28 protein-coding genes are annotated in these 23,230 nt (G+C 63.4%); 16 read left to right on the top strand and 12 right to left on the bottom strand.

What is annotated here, in order from left to right:
* Positions 1–119 precede the first annotated feature (119 nt).
* The 4 genes from minE to OSH12_RS07175 form a co-directional block, all read right to left on the bottom strand.
* Positions 120–407, bottom strand: a complete 288-nt coding sequence (gene minE / locus OSH12_RS07190) for a cell division topological specificity factor MinE (RefSeq protein WP_266342844.1) — start codon at positions 405–407, stop codon at positions 120–122.
* On the bottom strand, positions 404–1,219 hold the full coding sequence (minD, locus tag OSH12_RS07185; protein ID WP_266342843.1) for a septum site-determining protein MinD: 816 nt from the start codon (positions 1,217–1,219) through the stop codon (positions 404–406). Before minD ends, minE begins: the two co-directional genes overlap by 4 nt.
* Before the next feature lie 20 nt (positions 1,220–1,239).
* On the bottom strand, positions 1,240–1,944 hold the full coding sequence (minC, locus tag OSH12_RS07180) for a septum site-determining protein MinC (RefSeq protein ID WP_266342842.1): 705 nt from the start codon (positions 1,942–1,944) through the stop codon (positions 1,240–1,242).
* 340 nt (positions 1,945–2,284) lie between these two features.
* The gene (locus OSH12_RS07175) at positions 2,285–3,349 is read right to left on the bottom strand and encodes an LLM class flavin-dependent oxidoreductase (RefSeq protein ID WP_266342841.1); all 1,065 of its coding nucleotides are present in this window, start codon (positions 3,347–3,349) and stop codon (positions 2,285–2,287) included.
* Positions 3,350–3,582: 233 nt separating this feature from the next.
* Here OSH12_RS07175 and lepB point away from each other — a divergent pair, with 233 nt between their 5' ends.
* Positions 3,583–4,356 (top strand): signal peptidase I, encoded by a 774-nt coding sequence (lepB, locus tag OSH12_RS07170; protein WP_266342840.1) that lies wholly within the window; start codon positions 3,583–3,585, stop codon positions 4,354–4,356.
* Between the two features lie 157 nt (positions 4,357–4,513).
* A complete protein-coding gene (locus tag OSH12_RS07165; RefSeq protein ID WP_266342839.1) occupies positions 4,514–5,686 on the top strand; it encodes an MFS transporter in 1,173 nt (390 codons plus the stop codon).
* A 23-nt stretch (positions 5,687–5,709) separates the two neighbouring features.
* Here the strand turns inward: OSH12_RS07165 and OSH12_RS07160 are convergent, their stop codons facing one another.
* The gene (locus tag OSH12_RS07160) at positions 5,710–5,907 is read right to left on the bottom strand and encodes a hypothetical protein (protein ID WP_266342838.1); all 198 of its coding nucleotides are present in this window, start codon (positions 5,905–5,907) and stop codon (positions 5,710–5,712) included.
* Between the two features lie 625 nt (positions 5,908–6,532).
* Here OSH12_RS07160 and OSH12_RS07155 point away from each other — a divergent pair.
* The 6 genes from OSH12_RS07155 (at position 6,533) to OSH12_RS07130 (ending at position 10,760) form a co-directional block, all read left to right on the top strand.
* Positions 6,533–6,745 (top strand): cold-shock protein, encoded by a 213-nt coding sequence (locus OSH12_RS07155; protein WP_266342837.1) that lies wholly within the window; start codon positions 6,533–6,535, stop codon positions 6,743–6,745.
* 440 nt (positions 6,746–7,185) lie between these two features.
* Positions 7,186–7,689, top strand: a complete 504-nt coding sequence (locus OSH12_RS07150; protein WP_266342836.1) for a type III secretion system chaperone family protein — start codon at positions 7,186–7,188, stop codon at positions 7,687–7,689.
* Between the two features lie 187 nt (positions 7,690–7,876).
* On the top strand, positions 7,877–8,701 hold the full coding sequence (gene proC, locus OSH12_RS07145) for a pyrroline-5-carboxylate reductase (RefSeq protein ID WP_266342835.1): 825 nt from the start codon (positions 7,877–7,879) through the stop codon (positions 8,699–8,701).
* A 58-nt stretch (positions 8,702–8,759) separates the two neighbouring features.
* The gene (locus OSH12_RS07140) at positions 8,760–9,419 is read left to right on the top strand and encodes a TetR/AcrR family transcriptional regulator (RefSeq protein ID WP_266342834.1); all 660 of its coding nucleotides are present in this window, start codon (positions 8,760–8,762) and stop codon (positions 9,417–9,419) included.
* Positions 9,420–9,468: 49 nt separating this feature from the next.
* The gene (locus OSH12_RS07135) at positions 9,469–9,822 is read left to right on the top strand and encodes a tRNA-binding protein (protein WP_266342833.1); all 354 of its coding nucleotides are present in this window, start codon (positions 9,469–9,471) and stop codon (positions 9,820–9,822) included.
* Positions 9,823–9,923: 101 nt separating this feature from the next.
* Positions 9,924–10,760 (top strand): VOC family protein, encoded by an 837-nt coding sequence (locus OSH12_RS07130; protein ID WP_266342832.1) that lies wholly within the window; start codon positions 9,924–9,926, stop codon positions 10,758–10,760.
* A gap of 5 nt (positions 10,761–10,765) precedes the next feature.
* Here OSH12_RS07130 and OSH12_RS07125 read toward each other — a convergent pair whose 3' ends face one another.
* The 3 genes from OSH12_RS07125 to OSH12_RS07115 all read right to left on the bottom strand — a co-directional run bounded on the left by OSH12_RS07125 (position 10,766) and on the right by OSH12_RS07115 (position 13,566).
* Positions 10,766–12,145 (bottom strand): ATP-binding protein, encoded by a 1,380-nt coding sequence (locus tag OSH12_RS07125; protein ID WP_380223548.1) that lies wholly within the window; start codon positions 12,143–12,145, stop codon positions 10,766–10,768.
* 154 nt (positions 12,146–12,299) lie between these two features.
* Complete coding sequence (locus OSH12_RS07120; protein WP_266342830.1) at positions 12,300–13,010, bottom strand: response regulator; 711 nt, start codon at positions 13,008–13,010, stop codon at positions 12,300–12,302.
* A gap of 19 nt (positions 13,011–13,029) precedes the next feature.
* Positions 13,030–13,566: a MarR family winged helix-turn-helix transcriptional regulator gene (locus tag OSH12_RS07115; RefSeq protein WP_266343343.1), complete on the bottom strand. Its 537-nt coding sequence runs from the start codon at positions 13,564–13,566 to the stop codon at positions 13,030–13,032.
* 253 nt (positions 13,567–13,819) lie between these two features.
* Between OSH12_RS07115 and OSH12_RS07110 the strand changes: the two genes are divergently transcribed.
* Positions 13,820–14,707 carry a branched-chain amino acid aminotransferase gene (locus tag OSH12_RS07110; RefSeq protein WP_266342829.1) on the top strand — a complete coding sequence of 296 codons (888 nt, stop codon included), beginning with the start codon at positions 13,820–13,822 and terminating at the stop codon, positions 14,705–14,707.
* An 82-nt stretch (positions 14,708–14,789) separates the two neighbouring features.
* Here the strand turns inward: OSH12_RS07110 and OSH12_RS07105 are convergent, their stop codons facing one another.
* Both OSH12_RS07105 and OSH12_RS07100 read right to left on the bottom strand, forming a co-directional pair.
* The gene (locus OSH12_RS07105) at positions 14,790–15,125 is read right to left on the bottom strand and encodes a GIY-YIG nuclease family protein (RefSeq protein WP_266342828.1); all 336 of its coding nucleotides are present in this window, start codon (positions 15,123–15,125) and stop codon (positions 14,790–14,792) included.
* 144 nt (positions 15,126–15,269) lie between these two features.
* Positions 15,270–15,566 (bottom strand): accessory factor UbiK family protein, encoded by a 297-nt coding sequence (locus OSH12_RS07100; protein WP_266342827.1) that lies wholly within the window; start codon positions 15,564–15,566, stop codon positions 15,270–15,272.
* A 149-nt stretch (positions 15,567–15,715) separates the two neighbouring features.
* On the opposite strand from OSH12_RS07100, the gene lgt reads away from it, so the two are divergent.
* The 6 genes from lgt (at position 15,716) to OSH12_RS07070 (ending at position 20,950) form a co-directional block, all read left to right on the top strand.
* On the top strand, positions 15,716–16,540 hold the full coding sequence (lgt, locus tag OSH12_RS07095; RefSeq protein ID WP_266342826.1) for a prolipoprotein diacylglyceryl transferase: 825 nt from the start codon (positions 15,716–15,718) through the stop codon (positions 16,538–16,540).
* Positions 16,537–17,592 (top strand): class I SAM-dependent methyltransferase, encoded by a 1,056-nt coding sequence (locus tag OSH12_RS07090; protein WP_266342825.1) that lies wholly within the window; start codon positions 16,537–16,539, stop codon positions 17,590–17,592. The genes lgt and OSH12_RS07090 overlap by 4 nt, the downstream gene beginning before the upstream one ends.
* 34 nt (positions 17,593–17,626) lie before the next feature.
* Positions 17,627–18,397: a peptidoglycan editing factor PgeF gene (pgeF, locus tag OSH12_RS07085; protein ID WP_266342824.1), complete on the top strand. Its 771-nt coding sequence runs from the start codon at positions 17,627–17,629 to the stop codon at positions 18,395–18,397.
* A 116-nt stretch (positions 18,398–18,513) separates the two neighbouring features.
* Positions 18,514–19,032, top strand: coding sequence for a hypothetical protein (locus OSH12_RS07080; RefSeq protein WP_266342823.1), 519 nt, complete (start codon positions 18,514–18,516; stop codon positions 19,030–19,032).
* Positions 19,033–19,181: 149 nt separating this feature from the next.
* Entirely contained in the window at positions 19,182–20,114 is a 933-nt protein-coding gene (locus OSH12_RS07075; RefSeq protein ID WP_266342822.1) for a ribose-phosphate pyrophosphokinase, read from the top strand.
* A gap of 8 nt (positions 20,115–20,122) precedes the next feature.
* On the top strand, positions 20,123–20,950 hold the full coding sequence (locus tag OSH12_RS07070; RefSeq protein ID WP_266342821.1) for a hypothetical protein: 828 nt from the start codon (positions 20,123–20,125) through the stop codon (positions 20,948–20,950).
* A gap of 24 nt (positions 20,951–20,974) precedes the next feature.
* Here the strand turns inward: OSH12_RS07070 and exbD are convergent, their stop codons facing one another.
* Positions 20,975–21,394 carry a TonB system transport protein ExbD gene (gene exbD / locus OSH12_RS07065; protein ID WP_266342820.1) on the bottom strand — a complete coding sequence of 140 codons (420 nt, stop codon included), beginning with the start codon at positions 21,392–21,394 and terminating at the stop codon, positions 20,975–20,977.
* A gap of 8 nt (positions 21,395–21,402) precedes the next feature.
* On the bottom strand, positions 21,403–22,329 hold the full coding sequence (gene exbB / locus OSH12_RS07060) for a tonB-system energizer ExbB (protein WP_266342819.1): 927 nt from the start codon (positions 22,327–22,329) through the stop codon (positions 21,403–21,405).
* A gap of 247 nt (positions 22,330–22,576) precedes the next feature.
* Here exbB and OSH12_RS07055 point away from each other — a divergent pair, with 247 nt between their 5' ends.
* On the top strand, positions 22,577–23,203 hold the full coding sequence (locus tag OSH12_RS07055; protein ID WP_266342818.1) for a 50S ribosomal protein L25/general stress protein Ctc: 627 nt from the start codon (positions 22,577–22,579) through the stop codon (positions 23,201–23,203).
* The last annotated feature ends 27 nt before the right edge of the window (positions 23,204–23,230 follow it).

Here is a 23,230-nt window from a genome sequence, read left to right as displayed (position 1 = left end):
ATCACCATCCATTTGTCGCCGGCCGAACCGCATAACGCAGCGTCACACCAGGTCGCGACTCAGGCACAGGCGGTGCATCAGGACATGAAAAAGCCGGCACGAATGCCGGCTTCAGGGTCTCACGCCGCTGCCTCGGCGCCCTCTTTCCGCCGTTGGCGGATCGGGTTCGGCAGCTCGATCTCGACCTCCAGCGTGGAGACGGCATCGCCGCGCTGCATCTTGACCTGCACCTTGTCGGCCGGGATGTCGACATGGCGGGCGATGACGCCGAGGATCTCTTCCCGGAGCTTGGCGATCAGGTCGCTGGCCCCTGCCGTGACGCGCTCGTGCTGCAGAAGGATCTGCAGCCGGTCGCGTGCCACCGGCGCGGAAGAACGAGACGGCTTAAAGAAGCTGAATATCGTCATGCAGCCCTCCGACCGAACAGCTTGCTCATGAACCCGCGCCGCTCCGTCGGAACGACCATCGGTATGGTGTCGCCTTCAAGGCGGCGAGCCGCGTCGAGATAGGCGCGCGCCGGGGCGCTGTCGGTGTCGACCAGCGTCACCGGGCAACCGACGTTCGAGGCGTTCAGCACGGCCTCGCTTTCGGGGATGATGCCAAGCAGAGGGATCGACAGGATTTCGAGAACGTCCTCGACCTTCAGCATCTGGCCGCGCTCGGCCCGGGCTGCGTCGTAGCGGGTGAGCAGGAGATGCTTCTCCATGTACTCGCCCTTCTCGGCCTTCACGGTCTTCGAATCCAGCATGCCGATGATGCGATCGGAATCGCGCACTGACGAGACTTCGGGATTGGTGACGACGATGGCGACGTCGGCATGGCGCATGGCGAGCATGGCGCCGCGTTCGATGCCGGCCGGGCTGTCGCAGACGACCCAGTCGAAATGCGAGCGAAGCTCTTCCATGACGCGGGCGACGCCCTCTTCCGTCAGCGCATCCTTGTCACGTGTCTGCGAGGCCGGCAGCACATAAAGCGTGTCGAGCCGCTTGTCGCGGATCAGCGCCTGCTGCAGCTTCGCCTCGCCCTGGACGACATTGATCAGATCGTAGACCACGCGGCGCTCGGCGCCCATGACGAGGTCGAGATTGCGGAGGCCGACATCGAAATCAACGACGGCCACGCGCTGGCCCGACAGGGCCAATGCAGCGCCGATGGCGGCGGTGGACGTCGTCTTGCCCACCCCGCCCTTACCCGATGTCACAACGAGAACCTGAGACATTGCTTCTGCTCCTTGCTGGCTCAGGCCAGCGCCGCCATGTTCATCTTGTCATTTGCGAGCCAAGCCTGGATGGCTTTGCCGCGAAGGCTCGCATCCAGGTCGTCGGCAGTCTGGTAGAGGCCGTCGATGGCGATCAGCTCGGCCTCGAATTTCTGGCAGAAGATCCGCGCCCCGGCATTGCCGGTCGAACCGGCGATCGCACGGCCGCGAAGCGTTCCGTAGATATGGATCGAGTTGCCGGCGATGATCTCCGCGCCGGAGGCCACGGAACCGATGACGGTCACGTCGCCCTGCGGAAAAATGATCGACTGCCCGGAACGGACCGGCGTCTCGATCAGCAGCGACGGGACCGCGCGGTCGACGAAGCTGTTCTTGGGTGGCTCGGCGGAAGGCTTGTGCAGGATTTCTGTCTGCTTGCCACCGCTAACCGACGGCGGCATGCCAAAGCCGAGCCAGGACGGATCGGCGCCTTCGACCCCCATCACCTTGATCTCGCGTTCGAAGAGCATGGCAAGCAGCTCTGCGAAGTCGCGCTTGGTGATGGCGAGGCCGGAGACGTCGAGAATGACGGGGCGACTTGCAAAGTAGCCCTCTGAACGCCGGGAAAGCTTGTCGAGTTCTGCCAGCCAGTCGGCCAGCGGAAGCTCGGGCGCCAGCACGGTGGCGAGGAAGGACCTTCCCCGGAACCGGATTGCTGCGCGTTGTTTGGAAGCGGGAGTAGCCACGGTCGCGATTTGCCTTCTGTTAAGCAATCTGTGCGACACGCCGGTTAACGAGTGGTTAACCACGACCCGCCCGTTAACCCTTTGAAGGGGAAAAGGCGAGGAATTCCGAGGGGGTTAGGGCCTGCAAAAAATTTCGAGTTGCAGACCCGCGCAAGATCAACAGAAGCGCGAAAAGCCGCCCTTAGACTGACTTTCCCTGCATCGCCCTGCGTCACGGCCGATCGCCCTGCCCCGCCCCGACGCCGCGCCGCGGCGAATCGATTTCACGACTGGCAGGTGGGCTGCGTTAACGTTTGCCCCCGCCACCGGAGACCGGTCGCGGGGACATTGCATGACATCGTCAGCCCAGCGTCGGAGCGACCGCGCCTGCCTTGGCGGCCAATGCCTTGCGCACTTCCGGTACGACCTTGGTGCCGAATAGTTCGATTGATTTCATCATCTTGTCGTGGGGCAGCGTGCCAACGCTGAACTGGATCAGGAAGCGGTCATGGTTGAACAGCTCGTGCTGGTAGAGGATTTTTTCAGCGACTTCGGACGGGCTGCCAACGAAAAGCGCGCCATGCAGGCGGCGCTGCGCCTCGAACTGGCCGCGCGTCGTCGGCGGCCAGCCGCGCTCCTTGCCCAGCTTGGTCATCACCGCGGCGAATGGCGGATAGGCAATGTCGGCCGCATCCTGCGAGTTCTCGGCGATGAATCCGTGCGAATTGATGCCGACGCGCAGATTGGCCGGATTGCTGCCCGCCTCCTTGGCGGCGCGGTGATAGAGTTCGACCAGTGGCTGGAAATGGGCCGGGTTACCGCCAATGATGGCGATCGCCAGCGGCAGGCCGAGCATGGCCGCGCGCACCACCGATTGCGGTGTGCCGCCGACGGCGATCCAAACCGGCAGCGGATCCTGGAGCGGGCGCGGATAGACGCCGAGATCGTGGATGGCGGCACGATGGCCGCCCTGCCAACTGACCCGCTCGCTGTCTCGCAGCCGCAACAGCAGTTCGAGATTTTCCGCGAACAGCGCGTCGTAATCGCCGAGATCGAAGCCGAACAGCGGGAAGGACTCGATGAACGAGCCGCGTCCGGCCATGATTTCGGCGCGGCCGTTCGAGACGAGATCAAGGGTCGAGAAGCGCTGGAACACGCGTACCGGATCATCGGACGAGAGCACGGTGACGGCGCTGGTCAGGCGGATGTCCTTCGTCCGCGCCGCCGCTGCGGCCAGGATCACGTCAGGAGCCGAGATGAGATAATCGGGACGGTGATGCTCGCCGAGGCCGAAGACGTCGAGACCGACCTGATCGGCCAGTTCGATCTCCTCGAGCAGGTTGCGGACGCGCTCGACCGGATCGAGCCGGGAGCCCGTCGTCGGGTCGGGCATATTGTCGCCGAAGGTGTAGATGCCGAATTCCATTTTTATCCCCTCCAGGGCGCAGCGAGGCAGTGCAGCCAGGATCGGCCCGTTCCCGGCAGATATGACGACCCTGGAGCCGATTGTCAGCCCCGACGCAGGAAGACGCATCGTCAACCGAAACATACTTGCACTCGCGTCAGCAGCGTCGCAGGCACCTCGATCGAAGCGGCTTTTGGTTGCCGCCTTGGCCCGCATCCCCTAAATGACGGGTTCCCCAATCGGCTGAAAGTCGCATGATGGATGAAACCAAGAAGATCGCCGAGAAGAAGAAGTCGTCCCAGGACGGTCTCGGCGGCACCATCCGCGTCTTCGCCGAAGCGCTGATCATCGCACTGATCGTGCGCACCTTCCTATTCCAGCCGTTCGAGATCCCGTCGGGCTCGCTGATTCCGACGCTGAAGATCGGCGACTACCTGTTCGTCTCCAAGTATTCCTACGGCTATTCGCGCTACTCGTTCCCGTTCGGAATGGGTCCGTTTGAGGGCCGGATCTGGGGTTCGGAGCCGAACCAGGGCGATATCGTCGTCTTCAAGGGTCCGAAGGACAACTCGACCGACTACATCAAGCGCGTCATCGGCAAGCCCGGCGACACGATCCAGATGCAGGAGGGCCGCCTCTACATCAACGACAAGATGGTCGAGCGCCAGCCGATCGAGCCGTATGAGACGAAGGACTTCTTCGGCAATACGATCTCGGCGCCGCGCTACGAAGAAACCCTGCCGAGCGGCGTCAAGCACCAGATCATCGAGATCGAGGGCGATCGCGGCTCGTTCGACAACACGCCGAAATACGAGGTTCCGCCGGGCCACCTCTTCATGATGGGCGACAACCGCGACAACTCGGCGGATTCGCGCGACATGCAGTCGATGGGCTTCGTTCCGAATGAGAACGTCGAGGGCAAGGCGCGCTGGGTGTTCTTCTCGATCGAGGAAGGCGCACGCGTCTGGGAATTCTGGAAGTGGCCGTGGTCGATCCGCTGGAACCGGCTGTTCACGTCCATCACCTGATCGATCCCCCTCGGGCCAACTGTCACGCCTGAGGCACACGCATTGCAAAATGCAATGACCGACGATTTGTGCGTTGCAAAATGCACAAGCCGGCGGTCATTGTCGCGATGGTTACGCGCCTTCGCGACCACTCTGAATCCTCCCGCCGGAAATTCCCATGCCGATCGCCATTTTCGCCCTGGCCATTGCCTCTTTCGGCATCGGCACGACTGAATTCGTCATCATGGGCCTCCTGCCGGAAGTGGCCGCCAGCCTCAACGTCTCGATCCCCAGCGCCGGCCTGTTGATAACCGGCTACGCAATCGGCGTCGTCATCGGCGGCCCGATCATCGTGCTCGCCACCGCGCGACTGCCGCGCAAGATCACGCTGATCGGCCTGGCGATGCTGTTCGTCATCGGCAACCTGTTCTGCGCCATCGCGCCCACCTACGGGTTGCTGATGGCGGCGCGCGTGTTCACCGCTTTTGGCCATGGCGCCTTTTTCGGCATCAGCGCGGTCGTTGCCGGGTCGTTGGTGCCGCGCAACCAGCGCGCCCGCGCGATGGCGATGGTCTTCGCCGGTCTGACGCTTGCCAATATTCTGGGTGTTCCAGGCGGGACGGCGCTGGGCCAGATTGCCGGCTGGCGCTCGACCTTCTGGGCCGTCGTCGTCATCGGCCTGATCTCGGTCGCGGCCATTGTCGCCTGGGTGCCGTCGGACCGGGGCGCAACGGCGCCGCCGAGCCTGATGCGCGAATTTGCCGTGTTCAAGCGGTTGCAGGTCTGGCTGGCCATGGCGATCAGCGTCATGGCAGCCGGCGCCACCTTCGCCTGCTTCACCTACATCGCGCCGATCCTGCAGAACGTGACCGGAATGCAGCCCAATCAGGTCACCTGGGTCCTGCTGCTCTTCGGCGTCGGCATCACGATCGGCAATCTGATCGGCGGAAGACTGGCGGATTGGAAGCTGATGCCGACCATCATCGGCGCGCTCACCGCGTTGATTATCGTGCTGGCGCAGTTCAGCTACACCAGCCACTCGGTTATCGGGGCCAGCATCAGCGTCTTCGTCTGGGGCTGCGTGATGTTCATCCTGATCGCGCCGCTGCAGATGCGCGTCATAGAATGCGCCGGCGAGGCGCCCAATCTGGCGTCAACGTTGAATCAGGGTGCGTTCAATGTGGGCAATGCCGGCGGGGCCTGGGTTGGCGGCCTCGCCATCACCATGGGCGCGCCCTACGACGCTCTACCGCTGGTGGGCGCCGCGCTCACGGTCGGCGCACTGCTGATCGCCCTGGCATCGTGGTATCTGGCAAAGCAGCAGCCGACATCGGTTCTGTCAGTCAGCTAGCGCGTCCGATATATTTGCGATGGTCAGGTCGCGCTACCGGCCGCGATGCGGCCATCCTGCAGGATTACGCCCTGCGACTGCGCCTGAGCTTCCTGTGCCTGGCAGCGCTGCGTCTCGACGCCCGACTGGACAGGGTCGTCGCCAAAAGCCGCGCTCGGCAACATAATCGCCACCCAGACCGCTGCTGCCGCCAGCAGATTGTCCGCGCTAAATCCTGACATCCCTGATCTCCGCCCTGCCCTGCGAACACGATAGATATAATCGTGAGATATAATGCGATTTAGGCCAAACCGTTCCCTGCGTGACGTCAATTTTTCGTTAGGGATTTCGATCGGCGCTCTGCACTGCAATATGCAGCGTTCATGCCAGATTGATGACGAACGCAGGCTATGGCCCGCAACAAGCCTTCAACACGCACTGAATTCCGATTCAGGCGTTCTGGTGATGTCGTCAAAGCTCTTGTCGCGGCTGAGAGTTTCGAGTTGTTGCGTCAGCTGCCGCAGCGAAAAATGACGATCTGCCAAGCCACGCCTATTTTAAGTCTAGCATATAGAAGATTGATCATTCGGCGTGCAGTCTTGCCAAGCAACATATGACATTACGCAAGGGAAGCTCGGGCATTGATTTTCTGTAATTGCTGAAGCATAGTTTCCGTCGCACGGGCTAAGGACCCGACGGAGACTGGACAAACGCGCGTCGGATGCTACGGCATCCGTGGGGCGGCTAGCGCGAGCACCGCACGATACCGAGAAGACGCAGAGACCTTTCCCCGACACCTGAGTGCCTGGAGTGCGCTGACCGAGCGGAGCGGTCGGCGGAATGCAGAGGAATGGGAAAGGAACAGCGATGCGACAGACTGGTACGGTCAAGTTCTTCAATGCGTCGAAGGGTTTTGGCTTCATCACCCCCGATGATGGCGGCAAGGACGTGTTTGTCCATGTCACAGCCGTCGAACGGTCGGGCATTTCGAACATGAATGACGGCATGCGGATTACGTTCGAAACCGAGCCGGACAAGCGTGGCAAGGGCCCGAAGGCCGTTGAGCTTCAGCCGGGCTAGAGCGCTTCGAGCGAAGTGCTGCCGGCTCGCGTGAAGAAGGCGCGACCAGGCAGGGGCCTGGGGACGTTGCCGTTTCGGAGAAACGGTGAAAGCCTCCAGACCCTCGCCATCGAGAGCGAAACGACAAAGCCGCCGGCCAGCCCGGCGGCTTTTGCGCGTTCTGAGAGCTCACAAGAACGCCCGCTGCGCAGGCACTCACAATTCCGACACCTCCATGAAGGAAAAGTCATCGTGAAAATCTGGATGCTACCTATATACTGATAGCCAATGAAGATTCGCGCGTCTCTGCCGAGCACCGCCGTTGAGTTCCACAAGGATACCGGTCATTCCGCGTCGGGCGGGGCCGTTCCTTCTCAACGGAAGGGCTGGATCCGAAGATCTGCTGTCGGCAGTTGTTTTGTTGCGTTGCGTATTTCCCCGATCAAGCGCGAGGGTCGGCCATGAGCCTCATCGACTTCGAAACCGAAGACCGGCAATCCAATCCGGTCGATATGATCGAGCAAATCGCCGGTCTGAATGATTGGAGCTTCGAGCGATCCGGCGACGACGAGATTACCATCTCAATTGCCGGGGGCTGGTGTGACTATCATGTCTCCTTCTCCTGGATGGAGGACATGGAAGCCGTTCACCTCGCCTGCGCCTTTGACCTCAAGGTCACGGATCCCCGCAAGACCGAGGTGATGCGCCTTCTTTCCCTCGTCAACGAGCAGCTCTGGATCGGTCACTTTGACCTCTGGAGCAAGGAAGGCGTCGTCATGTATCGACAGACGCTGCTGCTTGCCGGTGGCGCCGAGCCGAACAGCGCCCAGGTCGAAGGCCTTCTCGAAACCGCGATCGAAAGCTGCGAACGCTACTATCAGGCTTTCCAGTTTGTCGTCTGGGCCGGCAAGACGGCCGCCGAGGCACTCGAAACCGTCTTGTTCGAGACGGTGGGCGAAGCCTGATCAATCCAGTTCGGCGCGTGCTTTGTCTCGCGCCGACTTTCCTTCGGATCTTGGCTCGCTCCTTGTGGCGTGCCATCGTCGAGCGCCGATCCTCATCGGCTCTCTTTCGCTCGTGACGGCACTTTCGCGAACGCCCGGCGCGGCGTAGAGACAACCGTCGTCATTGCAAAAGAACGAGCGCTCCCGCATGTCCCTTTCTGCCCTCACGCCCTCCTCCCCCATCATCCTCATCGGCGCCGGCAAGATGGGCGGCGCGCTGCTGACCGGATGGCTCGCGGGGGGATTGGATCCAAAAGCGGCGATCGTCGTTGACCCGAAGCCGCCCGAGGAAACGCTGGCGCTGCTGGCGGCTCATGGCGTCAGGCACGAAACGAGCGCTCCCGCCGGCGTAACCGCCCGCGTGTTGCTGCTCGCGGTCAAGCCGCAGATGATGGGCGCGGCGCTGCCGGCCGTGCGCGACCTGATCGGGCCTGAAACGGTGACGATTTCAATTGCGGCGGGAACCCCGATCGCGACGCTGGAATCTGCCCTTGGCGGCGCCATCGTCCGCACCATGCCGAACACACCGGCGCAGGTGGGACGCGGCATGACTGGCGCCTTCGCCAATCCGGCTGTCACCACAGAAGATCGCGATCTCGTTGGCGCGCTGCTTCAGGCGGTCGGCGAATTCGGCTGGGTTGAGACAGAGGGCCTGATCGACACGGTGACGGCCGTTTCGGGCTCCGGCCCGGCCTACGTCTTCCTGCTGGCAGAAACACTGACGGCGGCAGGCATCGAGGCTGGCTTCACACCGGAGCTCGCCGCTCGTTTCGCCCGCCAGACCATCGTTGGCGCCGGCGAGCTGCTCAACCAGTCGCCTCTGCCGGCCGACGTGCTGCGCAAGAACGTCACCTCGCCCGGCGGCACCACCGCCGCCGCGCTCGATGTCTTGATGGCCGAGGACGGCTTTGGACCGCTGATGGTTCGCGCTGTTGCCGCCGCCAAGCGTCGCGCCGAAGAACTAGCCGGCTGATCGGCCTCGTCTCCGCCACGACGCATCCCTAGATAGAGGGCATAGAGGAGATCCGATCATGGCGACCGAGAAGACGAAGACCAAGATTGTCGATGCGCTGCTGGCGCTGTTGTCCGAGAAGCCGTTTGCCGAAATCGGCCTCGGCGACATCGCGACGCGCGCCGGCGTTTCGCTCGGCGATCTGCGCGACGCCTATGACGGCAAGATCTCGGTTCTGGCTGATTTCATGCGCCGTATCGACCGCGCCGTCCTCGATACGATCGAAGACGTATCGCCCGAGGAGACAGGACGCGACCGGCTGTTCGACCTGATCATGAAGCGCCTCGATTTTATGGCGCCGCATCGCGCCGCAGTCGGCCACCTCGCCGAATCTGCCCGGCGCGATCCCGGACTGGCGCTCTGCCTGAACCGCATCGCGCTCGATACCGCCCGCTTCATGTTGGCCGGCGCCGGCATTTCCTCCGGCGGCCTGCGCGGTGCCGCCCGCGCGCAGGGCTTCGTGCTGATGATGGCGCGCATCCTGCCGGTCTGGCGTGAGGATGCCGACCCGGATCTGTCGAAGACGATGGCGGCGGTCGACCGGGCGTTGGAGCATGCCGAGACCTGGTCACGTCGCACCGACCGCGCCGCCGACATCCTTTGCCGCGTCGGCAGCAAGCTCGACCGCCACCGGTCGAAGCCTTCAGCCAAGCCGGAAGCCGACGCACCCGCCGCTTGACCGGACGCGCTGTCGTGTTACCCGTTCAGGACTGTAGCGGAGACACGACATGGACGCGCCGGCACCAAAGACAATCAGTTTCGACGATTTCCTCAAGGTCGACATCCGGGTGGGAACCATCGTCGAAGCGGCCCCCTTCCCGGAAGCCCGCAAGCCGGCGATCAAGCTGATCATCGACTTCGGCCCGGAGATCGGCCGCAAGAAGTCCTCGGCCCAGATCACCAAATACTACCAGCCGGACGAACTGATCGGCCGCCAGGTGATGGCGGTGGTGAATTTCCCGCCGCGCCAGATTGGCCCCTTCATGTCGGAAGTGCTGACGCTCGGCATGCCGGATGCGGATGGCGACGTCGTGCTGACCGCCGTCGAGCGGGCCGTACCGGATGGCGGACGCCTTTTCTGACGCGGAGTGTCCGACGCTTGGAAGGTGTGTTCACCTGAGCGCGCCTGTCCGGCAGCGTCGGATGCGCCTATCTAGCGGTATCAACCAGAGGTTCTGACACCATGAGCAGCTCCGATACCGCCCAGACCGAAGCCGGCCTCCCCTTCGCCCTGACACGCCCGATCCACATTGCCAGGGTCGGCCTCAAGGCGCATGACGTCGAGAAAGTTGCCGACTACTACCGGACGATCCTCGGTCTGGAGACGATCTCCAGCGCATCCGGAACCGTCACATTGGGCGCCGGCGGCGTCCCGTTCCTGGTGATCGAACCGCAGCCGCGCGGCGCACCGGCCGATGACACGCGCCAGGCAGGCCTGTTCCATACCGCCTTCCTGATGCCGACCCGCGCCGATCTGGCGCGCTGGGTCCTGCATGCGAGCGAAAGCCGGCTGCCCGTCGACGGCATGGCCGACCATCTGGTCAGCGAGGCGTTTTACCTGACCGACCCGGAAGGCAATGGCGTCGAGATCTACGCCGACCGCCCGACCGAGGAATGGACCTGGGAGGGCACGCACGTGCGGATGGCGACCGACCCGCTCGACGTCAACGCGATCGTCGCCTCGCTCGGCGAGCATCCCGGACGCTGGAGCGGCGCCCCAGAATTCCTGCGCATTGGCCATGTTCATCTGCGCGTCGGCGAAGCGTCGGTAGCGGCGCACTGGTGGAAATCCGAGGTCGGCCTGGATGAGGTGACGACGATGCCGAGCGCCTCGTTCCTGTCGTCCGGTGGCTATCACCACCATATCGGCGCCAATCACTGGCAAAGCCGTGGCGCCGGCCCGCGCGATCCCGAGCGCAGCGGCCTAGCCTATGTGACCCTGGCGGGCTCCGGCATCACGGCAGAGCGCGAGTTGCTCGACCCGTGGGGCACGCGTATCCGCCTCCAGCCCGGCGCCTGAGCAGATCAGGCGGGAATGCGAACGGTGGCGCGCAAGCCGCCACCGGGCGCATCGGAAAGCGTGACATCGCCGCCGTGGAAACGGGCGATGTCGCGCGCGATCGGAAGGCCGAGGCCGGTGCCGCTATCGTCCAGGTTACGCGCCTCATCGAGCCGGTAGAACGGCCGGAACACCGCCTCGCGCTCGGTCTCGTCAATGCCCTGGCCGTCATCATCGACATGGATGATGAGCCATCCGTCCGTATGCACGCCGTGCAGCTCGATATGCTCGCCGTGCCGGCAGGCATTCATGACAAGGTTGGACAGGCAGCGCTTGAAGTCGTTGGGACGGATGCTGACGATCGGGTCGCCACGGAAATCCTGCGACACGTCATGGCCGACGCGGCGGGCATTGTCCGCCACTTCCGCAAGGAGCGCCCCGATGTTGGTCGCAGCCGTCGGCTCATCCGCATCGTCGCGAGCAAAAGCCAGATAGCCTTCCAACATGCGCTGCATGTCGTCGACGTCGCGACGCATGGCGCGGACGTCGGGTGTTTCCTTCAGCAGCGCCAGTTGCAGCCGAAAGCGCGTCAGCACGGTGCGCAGGTCATGACTGACGCCGGCGAGCATCGTCGTGCGCTGTTCCATCTGCCGCTCGATCCGGTGGCGCATCTCCATGAAGGCGGCGCTAGCGCGGCGCACTTCACGTGCGCCACGCGGATTGAATTCGGTCGTCTCGCGCCCCATTCCAAAGTCTTCGGCGGCGTCGGCGAGTTGCTGGATCGGGCGGATCTGGTTGCGCAGGAAGGCGATCGCGATGGTGAGCAGCACAAGACTGGTGCCGACCATCCAGAAGATGAAAATCTCCGAATTCGACGCATAGGTCTGGCTGCGGCGGGCGAGTACGCGAAGAACCTTGTCGCCAAGCTGGATGCGGATCTCGACGAGGTTCGAACGACCAACTGTATCGATCCAGAACGGCTTGTTGATCTGCCGCCCGATCTCCAGCGACAGCGCATTGTCGAGCAGCGAGAAGAACGGCTTTGGCGCTGCCGGCGGCAGCGTTTCGTTGGGGATCACCGAAATGGTCAGACCGAGACGATCCTGCGCGATGCGGATGATCTGGGTGAAATTCGGATCGGCGGGATAGGTATCGATCAGTTCGACGATGGCCGCGATATCGCGGACGGTCGCCGCCGACAGGCGCTGCGTCACCGTCTGCCAGTGGCGCTCCATGAAGACGAAGGCGACGACCGACTGCAGAATGACGATCGGCGTGATGATGATGATCAGCGCGCGGGCATAGAGGCCCTTCGGCATGGCCGCGGCCAGCCGCCTGCCGATAAAGCGATAGGGCACCAGCGCCGCGTCGACGACGGGCTCGGCCCGTCGCGCCCAGCGGCGCATCGTATTGACCGCCGGCGACCGAGCGAGTCGACGCAGTGCCGCCACAGCCGGCCATTCGGTCCAGCCGCCGGTGGCGCGGCTGCGCTGAAAAGAATGCGGGCGCTTATCCATCAGGTCCGAATCCGTCCGGCCGTCATGCGCTGGCGGGATCTCGTCACGCTTCCGTCACCAGCCGGTAGCCGATGCCCCGCACCGTCTGCAGAAACAGCGGATTGGCGGGGTCGACTTCGATCTTGCGGCGGAGACGGTTGATTTGCACATCGATGGTGCGCTCGCCGGCCGGTTCGTCCTCGGCCAGCAGCGACAGGCGCGGCACGGTCTCGTTCGGCGTTTCGGCAAACACCGCCATGATCTGGCGCTCGCGGTCCGTCAGGCGGATCGTCTCCTGCCCGCGCCGCAGTTCGCGACGTCCGATATGGAAGGTGAAAGGACCGAAGCGGACCTGCTCGATCAACGGCGCCGTCGGCGCGGTACCGCGCTTCAGGATCGCATTGATCCGCAACAGAAGTTCGCGCGGCTCGAACGGCTTGCCGAGATAGTCGTCGGCGCCCAGTTCCAGGCCCTTGATCCGGCTCTCCAGCTCGGTGCGCGCCGTCAGCATCAGGATCGGCACCTCCATCGTCTCGCGCAGGCTTTTCAGCAGGTCGAGCCCGTTCTCGCCCGGCATCATCACATCGACAACGAGAAGATCGAAGGCGAGACCGCCCAACCGCGTCCGCGCCTCGGCCGAATTGGCAGCCACGTCGACGCGAAAGCCATTGTCCCGCAGATAGCGCGACAGCAGCGTGCGAATGCGTGCATCGTCGTCAATGACGAGAAGATGCGGCGCATCATCTGCCAGGGGGGCGGCTGCCATATCGCTCATCAAGACTGCTCCACGCGCATCACTGCTCGATCATCTGGGCGACCTTATCCCGTTCGGCCGGATCGATCATCAACCGAAGAAAACGTTCTGCAGCGATACGCCCTTCCGGTCCGAGCGGCGCCAGCGCGGCACGAATCCGCTCCGCCTGCGGCTCGGTCAGACGCTGGTCAAGCGCCCTGCCCTTGGCTGTCGGATAGAGAAGCCTCTGGCGACGGTCGATGGGACCGGGCACCTGCTCGATATAGCCGGTATCGATCAACTGCTTCAGGACACGCCCAAGGCTCTGCTTGGTGATCTTCAGGATATCGAGGAGATCAGCAACACGCATGCCGGGATGGCGATTGACGAAGTGGACGACGCGGTGATGAGCACGGCCAAACTGAAACTTCGCCAGCACGACATCCGGATCCGACACGAAATCACGGTAAGCGTAGAAAAGAAGCTCGATCAGGACGAGTTCGGGCTGTTCCTGAATCGAAAGCGGTGTGGTCACGGGCTCGTCGCGCTGCACGGATGCCGGTCCCTTCGAATCGGTCACGAAATTTATGTCAGCCATATTGACATATTTTGGTTCGATTGTTACCTGATGAGTGGCTGCGACGAAACGATCGAACGCGCCCGCCGTTTCCCTTCCCGCGAACAGCTCGCGCGATCGCGTTTCGACCGGCACATTACCGACTGTTTCAAAGCGGCGCAAAAAACTCATTGCCGGTTCTGGCTTTACTTTGCCCAATCGGCGCGAGAAATAGGCAGCAAATCAACGCCAACAGGGCGCGGCCGCAGCCGGCGGCCGATATGGAGTGAGGAAAATGAGCGCGCTTCCCTTCGACCAGAAAGATGGTTGGATCTGGATGAACGGATCCTTCGTTCCGTGGAAGGACGCGAAGATTCACGTACTCACCCATGGCCTGCACTATGCCAGCGCCGTGTTCGAAGGTGAGCGCGCCTATGGCGGCGAGATCTTCAAGCTGCGCGAGCATACCGAGCGCCTGTTCCACTCGGCCGAAATCCTCGACTTCAAGATCCCCTACACGGTCGAGGAAATCGATGAGGCGTCGAAGGCGACGCTCGCCAAGAACGGTCTGGTCGACGGTTATCTGCGTCCGATCGCCTGGCGCGGCAGCGAGGCGCTCGGCGTCTCCGCCCACAACAACAAGATCAACGTCGCCATCGCCGCTTGGGAATGGCCGTCCTACTTCACGCCGGCCGAGCGCCTGAAGGGCATCCGTCTCGACTGGGGCAAGTATCGCCGTCCCGATCCGCGCACCGCGCCGTCGCTCGCCAAGGCGTCCGGCCTGTACATGATCTGCACCATCTCCAAGCATGCCGCCGAAGATCGCGGCTATGCTGACGCGCTGATGCTGGACTGGGAAGGCAATGTCGCTGAATCGACCGGCGCCAACGTGTTTTTCGTCAAGGACGGTGTCATCCACACGCCGCTGGCTGACCGCTTCCTGAATGGCATCACCCGCCAGACGGTCATCGGCCTTGCCAAGGCGCAGGGCATCGAAGTGATCGAGCGTCGGATCCTGCCGGAAGAGCTGTCGACTTTCTCCGAGTGCTGGCTGTGCGGCACCGCTGCCGAAGTCACGCCCGTCTCCGAGATCGGCGAATTCAAGTTCACGCCGGGCAAGATCTCGGCCTCGCTGATGCAGGCCTATACGGATCTCGTGCAGGGCGCCAAGGTCTCGGCCTGATCGACTTCGCTGGATCCCAAAATCCAGCCTGAATAAGAAAAACGGCCGGAGAGTTCTCCGGCCGTTTTTCTTTGTCGATCATTCAAACAGCTTCCGCGCCCAACGTCGCTCGCCAATGGGCAAGGCGCTCCTTCAGGATCGCATCGCGTATATAGGCGGTTTCTTCCGGCTCCAGCCGCTCCAGCACCTCGAAGGTCAAGCTGGCCGGCCCATGCTCGCGCCATGCGGCCTGCAGGCTCTTTGCCGTGCAGCTGCCGTGATCAAGCGTGAACCAGAGGCGGTTCTGGATGGCGTCGAGGTTGAGGGCCCTGCCGACCCAGGCTTGTCCGCTGGCGATGCAGCGGACGGCATAAATGCCGACGGCGTCTTCCCGCTTCTTGTAAGCCGAAATCGCAGCCTTGCGATCTTCGCGTTCCATTGATCCGCTCCCAATGTCGAAACTGAAGGCGACCGTCATGGAGCGGCCGCATGAGAACGGCCTTTTTATCCGGGCAATATTAGAATGTAAATATCACCCGGATAAAACTAGAGGTGTCCAGACCAACAGCGCTCGGGTGCTGCCCTAGTGTTCGTCGGTCTTGGGCGCTGCGACGATGTGGCCCTGGGTCAGCACGGCGAGCTTGGCTTCCAGCTCGGCCACGCGCAACGCCAGCGCCTCATTCTCGGACCGAGCCTTCTGCGCCATCTCGCGAACGACATCGAACTCATCACGCTTGACGAAGTCCATGTCGGCAAAGAGGCGTTCGGCCTGATGCTTCATCACGGTTTCGGCCTCACGTTTGACGCCCTGCGCCATGCCGGCGGCGTCGGTCATCAGCTTGGCGAATTCGTCGAACAACCGGTTCGGGGTCGTGTTCATGGGCAGCCTCCGGGGAAAGGATATCTTCCTTCTAGTATGGTTGTGTGAGCCCCGGCGAACAAGGTGTCGAGGGGTCGCGCACGCCCGGACTTGACCCTTCCCCCCGGATCAGCGCACCAATGCCGCCCGACCGACTGCCGGAGCGCCTCATGCTATTCGCCCTGCCTTTCCCGGCCATTGATCCGACCCTGATCGAGATTGGCCCCTTCGCGATCCGCTGGTACGCGCTCGCCTATATCGTCGGCATCCTGATCGGTTGGTGGTACGCCAAGCGCCTCGTCAGCAATGCGGCGCTCTGGGGCCCCGCCGGCGCGCCGATGAAGCCGATCGACATCGACGACTTTGTCGTTTGGGCAACGCTCGGCATCATCGTCGGCGGCCGTCTCGGCTATGTGCTTTTCTATGATTTCGGCCTGTTCTTTTCAGAACCGTGGCGGATTCTCCAGGTCTGGAATGGCGGCATGTCGTTCCATGGCGGCTTCCTGGGTACGGTCATCGCCATGATTCTGTTCGCCCGCTCGCGAAAAATCCCGACCTGGTCGCTGATAGACGTCGTCGCGCCTTCGGTGACCTTTGGACTTCTGTTCGGCCGCATCGCCAATTTCATCAACGGCGAACTGTGGGGTCGCCCGACCGACGTCGCATGGGCCTTCATCTTTCCGAACGCCGATGGACAGCCGCGCCATCCGAGCCAGCTTTATGAGGCCGCACTTGAGGGCCTCGTGCTGTTCCTGGTGCTGCGCTTCCTCACACACAAGCAGTTGCGACTGCGCCAGCCGGGCTTCGTCTCGGCCATCTTCGCCATTGGCTACGGACTCGCGCGCATCTTCTCGGAGTTCTTCCGTGAGCCGGATATCCAGATCGGCTATTTCTCGGGCGGCCTGACCATGGGCATGCTGCTGTCGCTGCCGCTGGTGATTGCCGGCATCATCCTGCTCGTCGTCGCCTCGCGTCGGCCGGTCGCCGCCGCATGACTCCGCTCGGCGAAAAGCTGGTTCGCCGCATAGAGAATTTCGGGCCAATCACCGTCGCCGATTACATGGCCGCCTGCCTCGGCGACCCCGAGTTCGGCTACTATACGACGCGCGAACCCTTTGGCGCGGCAGGAGATTTCGTCACCGCGCCCGAGGTGAGCCAGATGTTCGGCGAATTGCTCGGGCTCTGGGCGGTCACGACCTGGCAGCGGATGGGAAGCCCCTCCCGCTTCGTTCTGGCGGAGATCGGGCCCGGCCGAGGCACGCTGATGGCGGACGCGCTGCGCGCCGCGCAGGTCGCGCCCGGTTTTGAGCAGGCGGCGTCGATCGTGCTGGTCGAGACGAGCGAGCGCCTGCGCGAAATCCAGAAAGCCACCTTGGCCAGCCATGGGGTTGACTGGGCTGATACCGTCGAAGCCCTGCCCGATGGCCCCGCCATCGTCATCGCCAATGAACTGTTCGATGCCCTGCCGGTCCGGCAGTTCCTGCGCATGCGCGACGGATGGGCCGAACGAATGGTTGGCGCCAGCGACGGGCAACTCGTCTTCGGCCTGCGACCGAACGCTCAATTCGATGGCGCCGACGATACCGCGCCGGAGGGATCCCTGATCGAGACGGCGGCGATCTCCGCAGCCATCATGGCAACGCTGGCAGACCGGCTGCAGCGCTTTGGCGGCGCCTTTCTCGCCATCGACTACGGCCACGCCGAAAGCGGCTTCGGCGACACGCTGCAGGCACTGAGACGACATCAGTTCGATGATCCGCTCGCCCATCCCGGCGAAGCGGATTTGACTGTCCATGTCGATTTCGCCGCCCTTGCCCGCACGGCGGAAGCGAATGGCGCCCACGCCTCGGCGATCTGGACGCAAGGAGATTTCCTGTTGGCACTCGGTCTGCTTGAACGGGCCGGACGGCTGGGCGCAGGCAACGCTGCCGCACAGGACGCGATCCGCGCGGCCGTCGAGCGGCTGGCAGGTCCGGCCGCGATGGGTACGCTGTTCAAGGTGCTATGTGTTACCGGCGGCGATCTCGTCGCGCCGCCTTTCGGATGAACCTGGCCTTTTGGTTGAAGTGAAGGAGCCCTCCATGAAGATCACCGCCGACGCGCTCGAAGCCCTCCCCGGCATCCGACATGGCTTCTTCACCCGCCAGGGCGGTGTATCGCAGGGTATTTATGGAAGTTTGAATTGCGGCGTCGGCTCCGCCGACGAGCGTGCGCATGTGCTGGAAAATCGCGCCCGCGTCACGGCGGACCTCGGCGTGGCGGCGCGCCAGTTGGCAACCCCCTATCAGGTCCACAGCCCCGATGTCGTGGTGGTCGACCAGGTCTGGGCGACAGGTGATGGCCCGAAGGCAGACGCCGTTGTCACCAACCGGGCCGGCATCGCCATCGGCGTCGGCACCGCCGATTGCGGCCCCGTCCTGTTCGCGGATGGTGAGGCCGGAGTCGTCGGCGCCGCGCATGCCGGCTGGAAAGGCGCCTTCACCGGCGTATTGGAGGCAACTGTCGCCGCCATGGAGGGACTGGGCGCCCGTCGCGAGAACATCGTCGCCGTGCTTGGCCCGACCATTTCGAAGGCCGCCTATGAAGTCGGGCCCGAGTTCCGCGCCCGCTTTCTCGATGTCGCGGAAACGAACGCCGCCTATTTCACGCCGTCGGCCCGCGCCGACCATCACCAGTTTGACCTGCCCTCCTATATCGGCATGCGCCTGCGGGCAGCCGGTCTCGGAACGGTTGGCGATCTGGCGCTATGCACCTATGCCGATCCGACGCGCTTCTTCTCCTATCGCCGCACGACTCATGCCGGCGAGCCGGACTATGGCCGCCTGCTGCACGCGATCACCATCGCCGGATGATCGTCGCCAGATCACCCACATTCGCGACGATAGGGAAAGCGCTTCTGGACCCAGATATGAATTGCCGCTAGACAGGATTTCGGGGTCCTGACGACCGCGCCGAAAGGACGATCGCCATGATGGTGAAGGGAAATCGGCTGCTGACATGCGCCGCCATCCTGTTGGCGACGTTTGCACTGGCAGCCTGCAACAACACATTGAACTCCGGTCAGCCGTCCGCCTCGACGGCGACAGCGGCTTCGACGGCGCCCGCCTTGCCGGCAGTGCCGCTTGCGAACGCGAAATTCTCGTTCACGCCCGTGACGGGCGCCCCGGGCAACGTTCTTTCCAGGCTCTCCGCGCAATTGGGCCAGGAGGCATTGGCACAAAACGTCGCGCTGGTACCCTCCGGCGATCCGCAGGCCAGCTATGTCGTAAAGGGCTACCTTTCCGCCGTCGGCGACGCCTCGGGAACGATCCTCGTCTATGTCTGGGACATCTTCGACGCCAGCGGACGTCGCGTCCACCGTATTTCCGGGCAGGAAACGTCGGCGAACGGTTCCCAGGATCCATGGCAGGGGGTCGACGAATCGACGACCTCGAACGTTGCGCGGCGGACGGTTTCCGACATCGTCGCATGGGGCTCCGGGGCCTGATCGAAGCCCTGCTTTCATTCCGCGCTTGCCGCACGGCCGCGAATCGCGTTTGCAGTGCGGCGGCGCAGTTGTTACAACGCGGCGCCTGAACGAACGGTCCCTCGCGGGGCCGACTCTCCCTATACCTCCTCACGTCGGGACACGAGACCTTGAAGCTGGTTGCCGGAAACTCCAACCGGGTGCTCGCCGAGGCGATCGCCACCTATCTCGAAATCCCGCTGGCGAAGTGCTCGGTCCGTCGTTTCGCCGACGAGGAAATCTTCGTCGAGATCCAGGAAAACGTGCGCGGCGAGGACGTCTTCGTCGTCCAGTCGACCAGTTTTCCGGCCAACGACCATTTGATGGAACTGCTGATCATCATCGATGCGCTGCGCCGCTCTTCCGCGCGCCGCATCACGGCGGTCCTGCCCTATTTCGGTTACGCACGTCAGGACCGCAAGGCTGGCCCGCGTACGCCGATCTCGGCAAAACTGGTCGCCAACCTGATCACCCACGCCGGCGCCGATCGCGTCCTCACCCTCGATCTCCATGCCGGACAGATCCAGGGTTTCTTCGACATCCCGACCGACAATCTGTTCGCCGTTCCCGTCATCACGCGTGACATCAAGGAACATTACGAGCTTCAGAATGTCATGGTCGTGTCGCCGGACGTCGGCGGTGTGGTGCGCGCCCGCGCGCTTGCCAAGCGCATCGATGCGCCGCTCGCCATCGTCGACAAGCGCCGCGAGCGCCCGGGCGAGTCCGAGGTCATGAACATCATCGGCAATGTCGAGGGACGCGACTGCATCCTGTTCGACGACATCGTCGATTCAGGCGGCACGCTTTGCAACGCCGCCGAGGCGCTGCTGGCGCATGGCGCGAAGTCGGTCGTCGCCTACATCACGCATGGCGTGCTTTCCGGCGGCGCCGTGGCGCGTATCAGCAACTCGATGCTGAAAGAGCTGGTCATCACCGACTCGATCCAGCCGACCGAGGCCGTACAGAAGGCGCCGAATATCCGCGTCACCTCGATCTCGACACTGATCGGCGAAGCGATCAACCGCACAGCCAGCGAGAAGTCGGTCTCGAGCCTGTTCATCTGAGCCGGTTCATGGATCCGGCATCGCTGACGACGTCACCCTTGCCTCTCGCCGCCAATACGTTCTGGTTCGGCGACAGGCTGCCTCCGGTCGAGCAATTGTGCCTGAAGACGATGGCGCATTGCGGCCACGACGTGACGTTGTGGACCTATGATCAGCTCGAGGGCGTGCCTGCCGAAGTCTTGATTGGCGACGCGAACGAGATCCTGCCGTTCTCCTCGTTCATCGCTTACAAGGAGGCGCGGGGAGCGCGGCTGTTTGCGGACATTTTCCGCCTGGAACTGCTGCGTCGGAGCAAGGGACTCTGGCTAGACGCCGACTGCCTCATGCTGAAGCCGATCCTCGACGATCGCCCCTACATCTTCGGCTGGGAGGACGGCAACCGCATCAACAATGCCGTACTCAAGATGCCGGCTGATTCCGAATTGCTGGAACGTCTATGGGCTTTTGTCACCGCGCGACCGGTCGTTCCACCCTGGTGGCCGTGGCCCAAGAGGATCTGGCAGCGCGCCGTCTATCCGATCGGCCTGGCGCGAGGCCCTGAGGCGGTCGCCTTGGGAACCTTCGGACCCAAGATCGTTACCCACCTCGTTCAGGAACTGGGTCTCGAAGAGCACGCCCAGCGTCCGGAGATGTTTTATCCGGTTCACTACAACGAGACGGGGCGATACTTTGAGCCTGGCGCGGCCGAGGAATGCATCACCGGGGACACGGTGTGCTGCCATCTCTGGCTATCGAATATCCGTTCGAAGGTCGAGAAGATCGGCGTGGAGCGCTTCTACGCCGAGACGTTCCTGGGCCGGAAGTTCGCCGAGTTCGGCATCGACGCGATGGCTTGAGGCCGCTGCGCCGAGCCTCCGCGCCTAGCGGGCGCCTTCCATGCCGACCAGCGCCACCTTGGCATAGCCGGCATCGCGCAACTTGTTCATCAGCTCCATGACGTCGCCATAGGCCACTTTGCGATCGGCGCGCAGATAGAGCCGCTCCTCGCGATTGCCCTTGGTGAGGACGTCAAGCGCCGCGCCAAGCCCCTCGGTCGAGACCGGGTCATTGCCAAGCACCAGCGACAGATCTGGTTTCAGCGACAGGAAGATCGGCTTGTCGGTGCGCGGGGCGGCCTTCGCGTTCGAGCGCGGCAGGTCGACCGGCGCATCGACGGTCGCCAGAGGCGCGGCGACCATGAAGACGATCAGCAGCACCAGCATCACGTCGATGAACGGCGTGACGTTGATTTCGGAGTTCTCGACGAGTTCGTCGTCGTGATGGCTAAGCTTGCCGGCCACGTCTCACCTCACTCGGCTGCGGCGAGGCGCGACGAACCGCGTGCCTCGGCCCGGTCCAGATCGCGCGAAACAAGGCGCATCGTTTCGGCCGCGACATCGGCGATCACGGCCTTGTTGCCGGAGATGATGCGGGCGAACACGTTGTAGAACAGAACCGCCGGAATAGCGGCGACCAAGCCGATTGCCGTTGCAAAAAGCGCCTCGGCGATGCCGGGCGCGACGACGGCGAGATTGGTCGTGTTCGCCTGGCTGATGCCGATGAACGAATTCATGATGCCCCAGACCGTGCCGAACAAGCCGATGAAGGGCGACAGCGATCCAACGGTTGCGAGCACGGCGGTACCGCGGATCATACCCCGGCCGGCGGCCGACTCGATCCGCTCGAAACGCGAGGCCACCCGTTCCTTGATACCGTCGGCAGAGAGACCGGCCGACAGCGAGACCTCTTCGACGGCGGCCTGAACCAGCCGCGACCCGGGATCCCTGCGACGACCGACCTGCGCTTCCGCCTCGGCCAGCGAACGCGAGCGGGCAACCCGTTCGCCAAGCGCGCGGGTCTTGTGACGCAACGCCGCCAGTTCCATCGACTTCGACAGGAAAATGGCCCAGGTCAGGATAGATGCCACAGCCAGGCTGATGATGACGGACTTCACCACCACATCCGCATTGGTGAACATGCCGATCGGCGACAGGTCATGCGGCAGCGTCGAGCGATCGACGCCGTGCTCGGCAACGGGCGCCTCGGCCGCATCCTCGAGAATCGGCTCAGGCGTCACCGGCTCCGAAAGGGCTGGCTGCGCGGGGGCGGGTTCGACCGAGGGCGTTGATGCGGCGGGAGATTCTGTCGCCTGGCCGAACGCCTCCGAATGGAAGGGAAGCGAAAAGCCGACAATCGCGACCATAAGGGCCGCACCGCGACAGAGAGATCCAAACATGGCCAGCCGGTCCGATTTAAAGATGAGTTTCACAGTCCGAATAACGCACCACCCTATCCGACGCAACCCGCGTACGGTCGGTCGGAGGGCGACATTGAGCGGCTTCGCGCACGGAGCCTAGCGTTTCGGCCGGCTTTCGCCGCAGCGCGCTTGTTCGATCCCCCTTGCTCGTCTATAAGGACGCCGGCCGCGCCGACACCCCTGGAGGCACCGCGGCCTTTTTCTGTTTCATACAAGGAGAATACCGATGAGCAATACTTACGAGCTCACGGCCTCTGTCCGCAACCGCGTGGGCAAGGGGGCCGCCCGGGCGTCGCGTCGCGAAGGCAAGATTCCGGCCGTTATCTACGGCAACAAGCAGACCCCGATTGCGATCGAGCTGGACCACAAGACCGTCTACATGAAGCTCCACGCTGGTGGCTTCCTGACGACGGTTGCCACGATCGATGTCAACGGCGAGAAGATCCGCGTGATCCCCCGCGACTACTCGCTGGATCCGGTCACCGACCAGCCGATCCACATTGATTTCCTGCGCGTCTCCGCTGGCTCGACCCTGCACGTCCAGATCCCCGTGCAGTTCATCAACGAAGAGCAGTCGCCCGGCCTGAAGCGCGGTGGCGTGCTGAACATCGTTCGTCACGACATCGACGCAACGGTCCCCGCCGATGCGATCCCGGATCACATCGTCGTCGACCTGACCGGCCTCGAGATTGGCGATTCGGTCCACATCTCGGCCGTCAAGCTGCCGGCTGGCGTCACCCCGGTCGTCTCGGAGCGTGACTTCACGATCGCCACGATCGCAGCTCCGGCTGGCCTGAAGAGCGAAGAAGGCGAAGCCGCAGCCACCGAGGCTGCTCCCGCCGCCAAGGCGTAAGCTTCGGTCCTATCTCTGGTTCAGCGT

Origin of the sequence: Kaistia terrae, from assembly GCF_026344005.1 — a bacterium.
In the GTDB taxonomy this organism is placed as follows: domain Bacteria; phylum Pseudomonadota; class Alphaproteobacteria; order Rhizobiales; family Kaistiaceae; genus Kaistia; species Kaistia terrae.
This window is presented reverse-complemented; position numbering and strand designations above follow the sequence as displayed.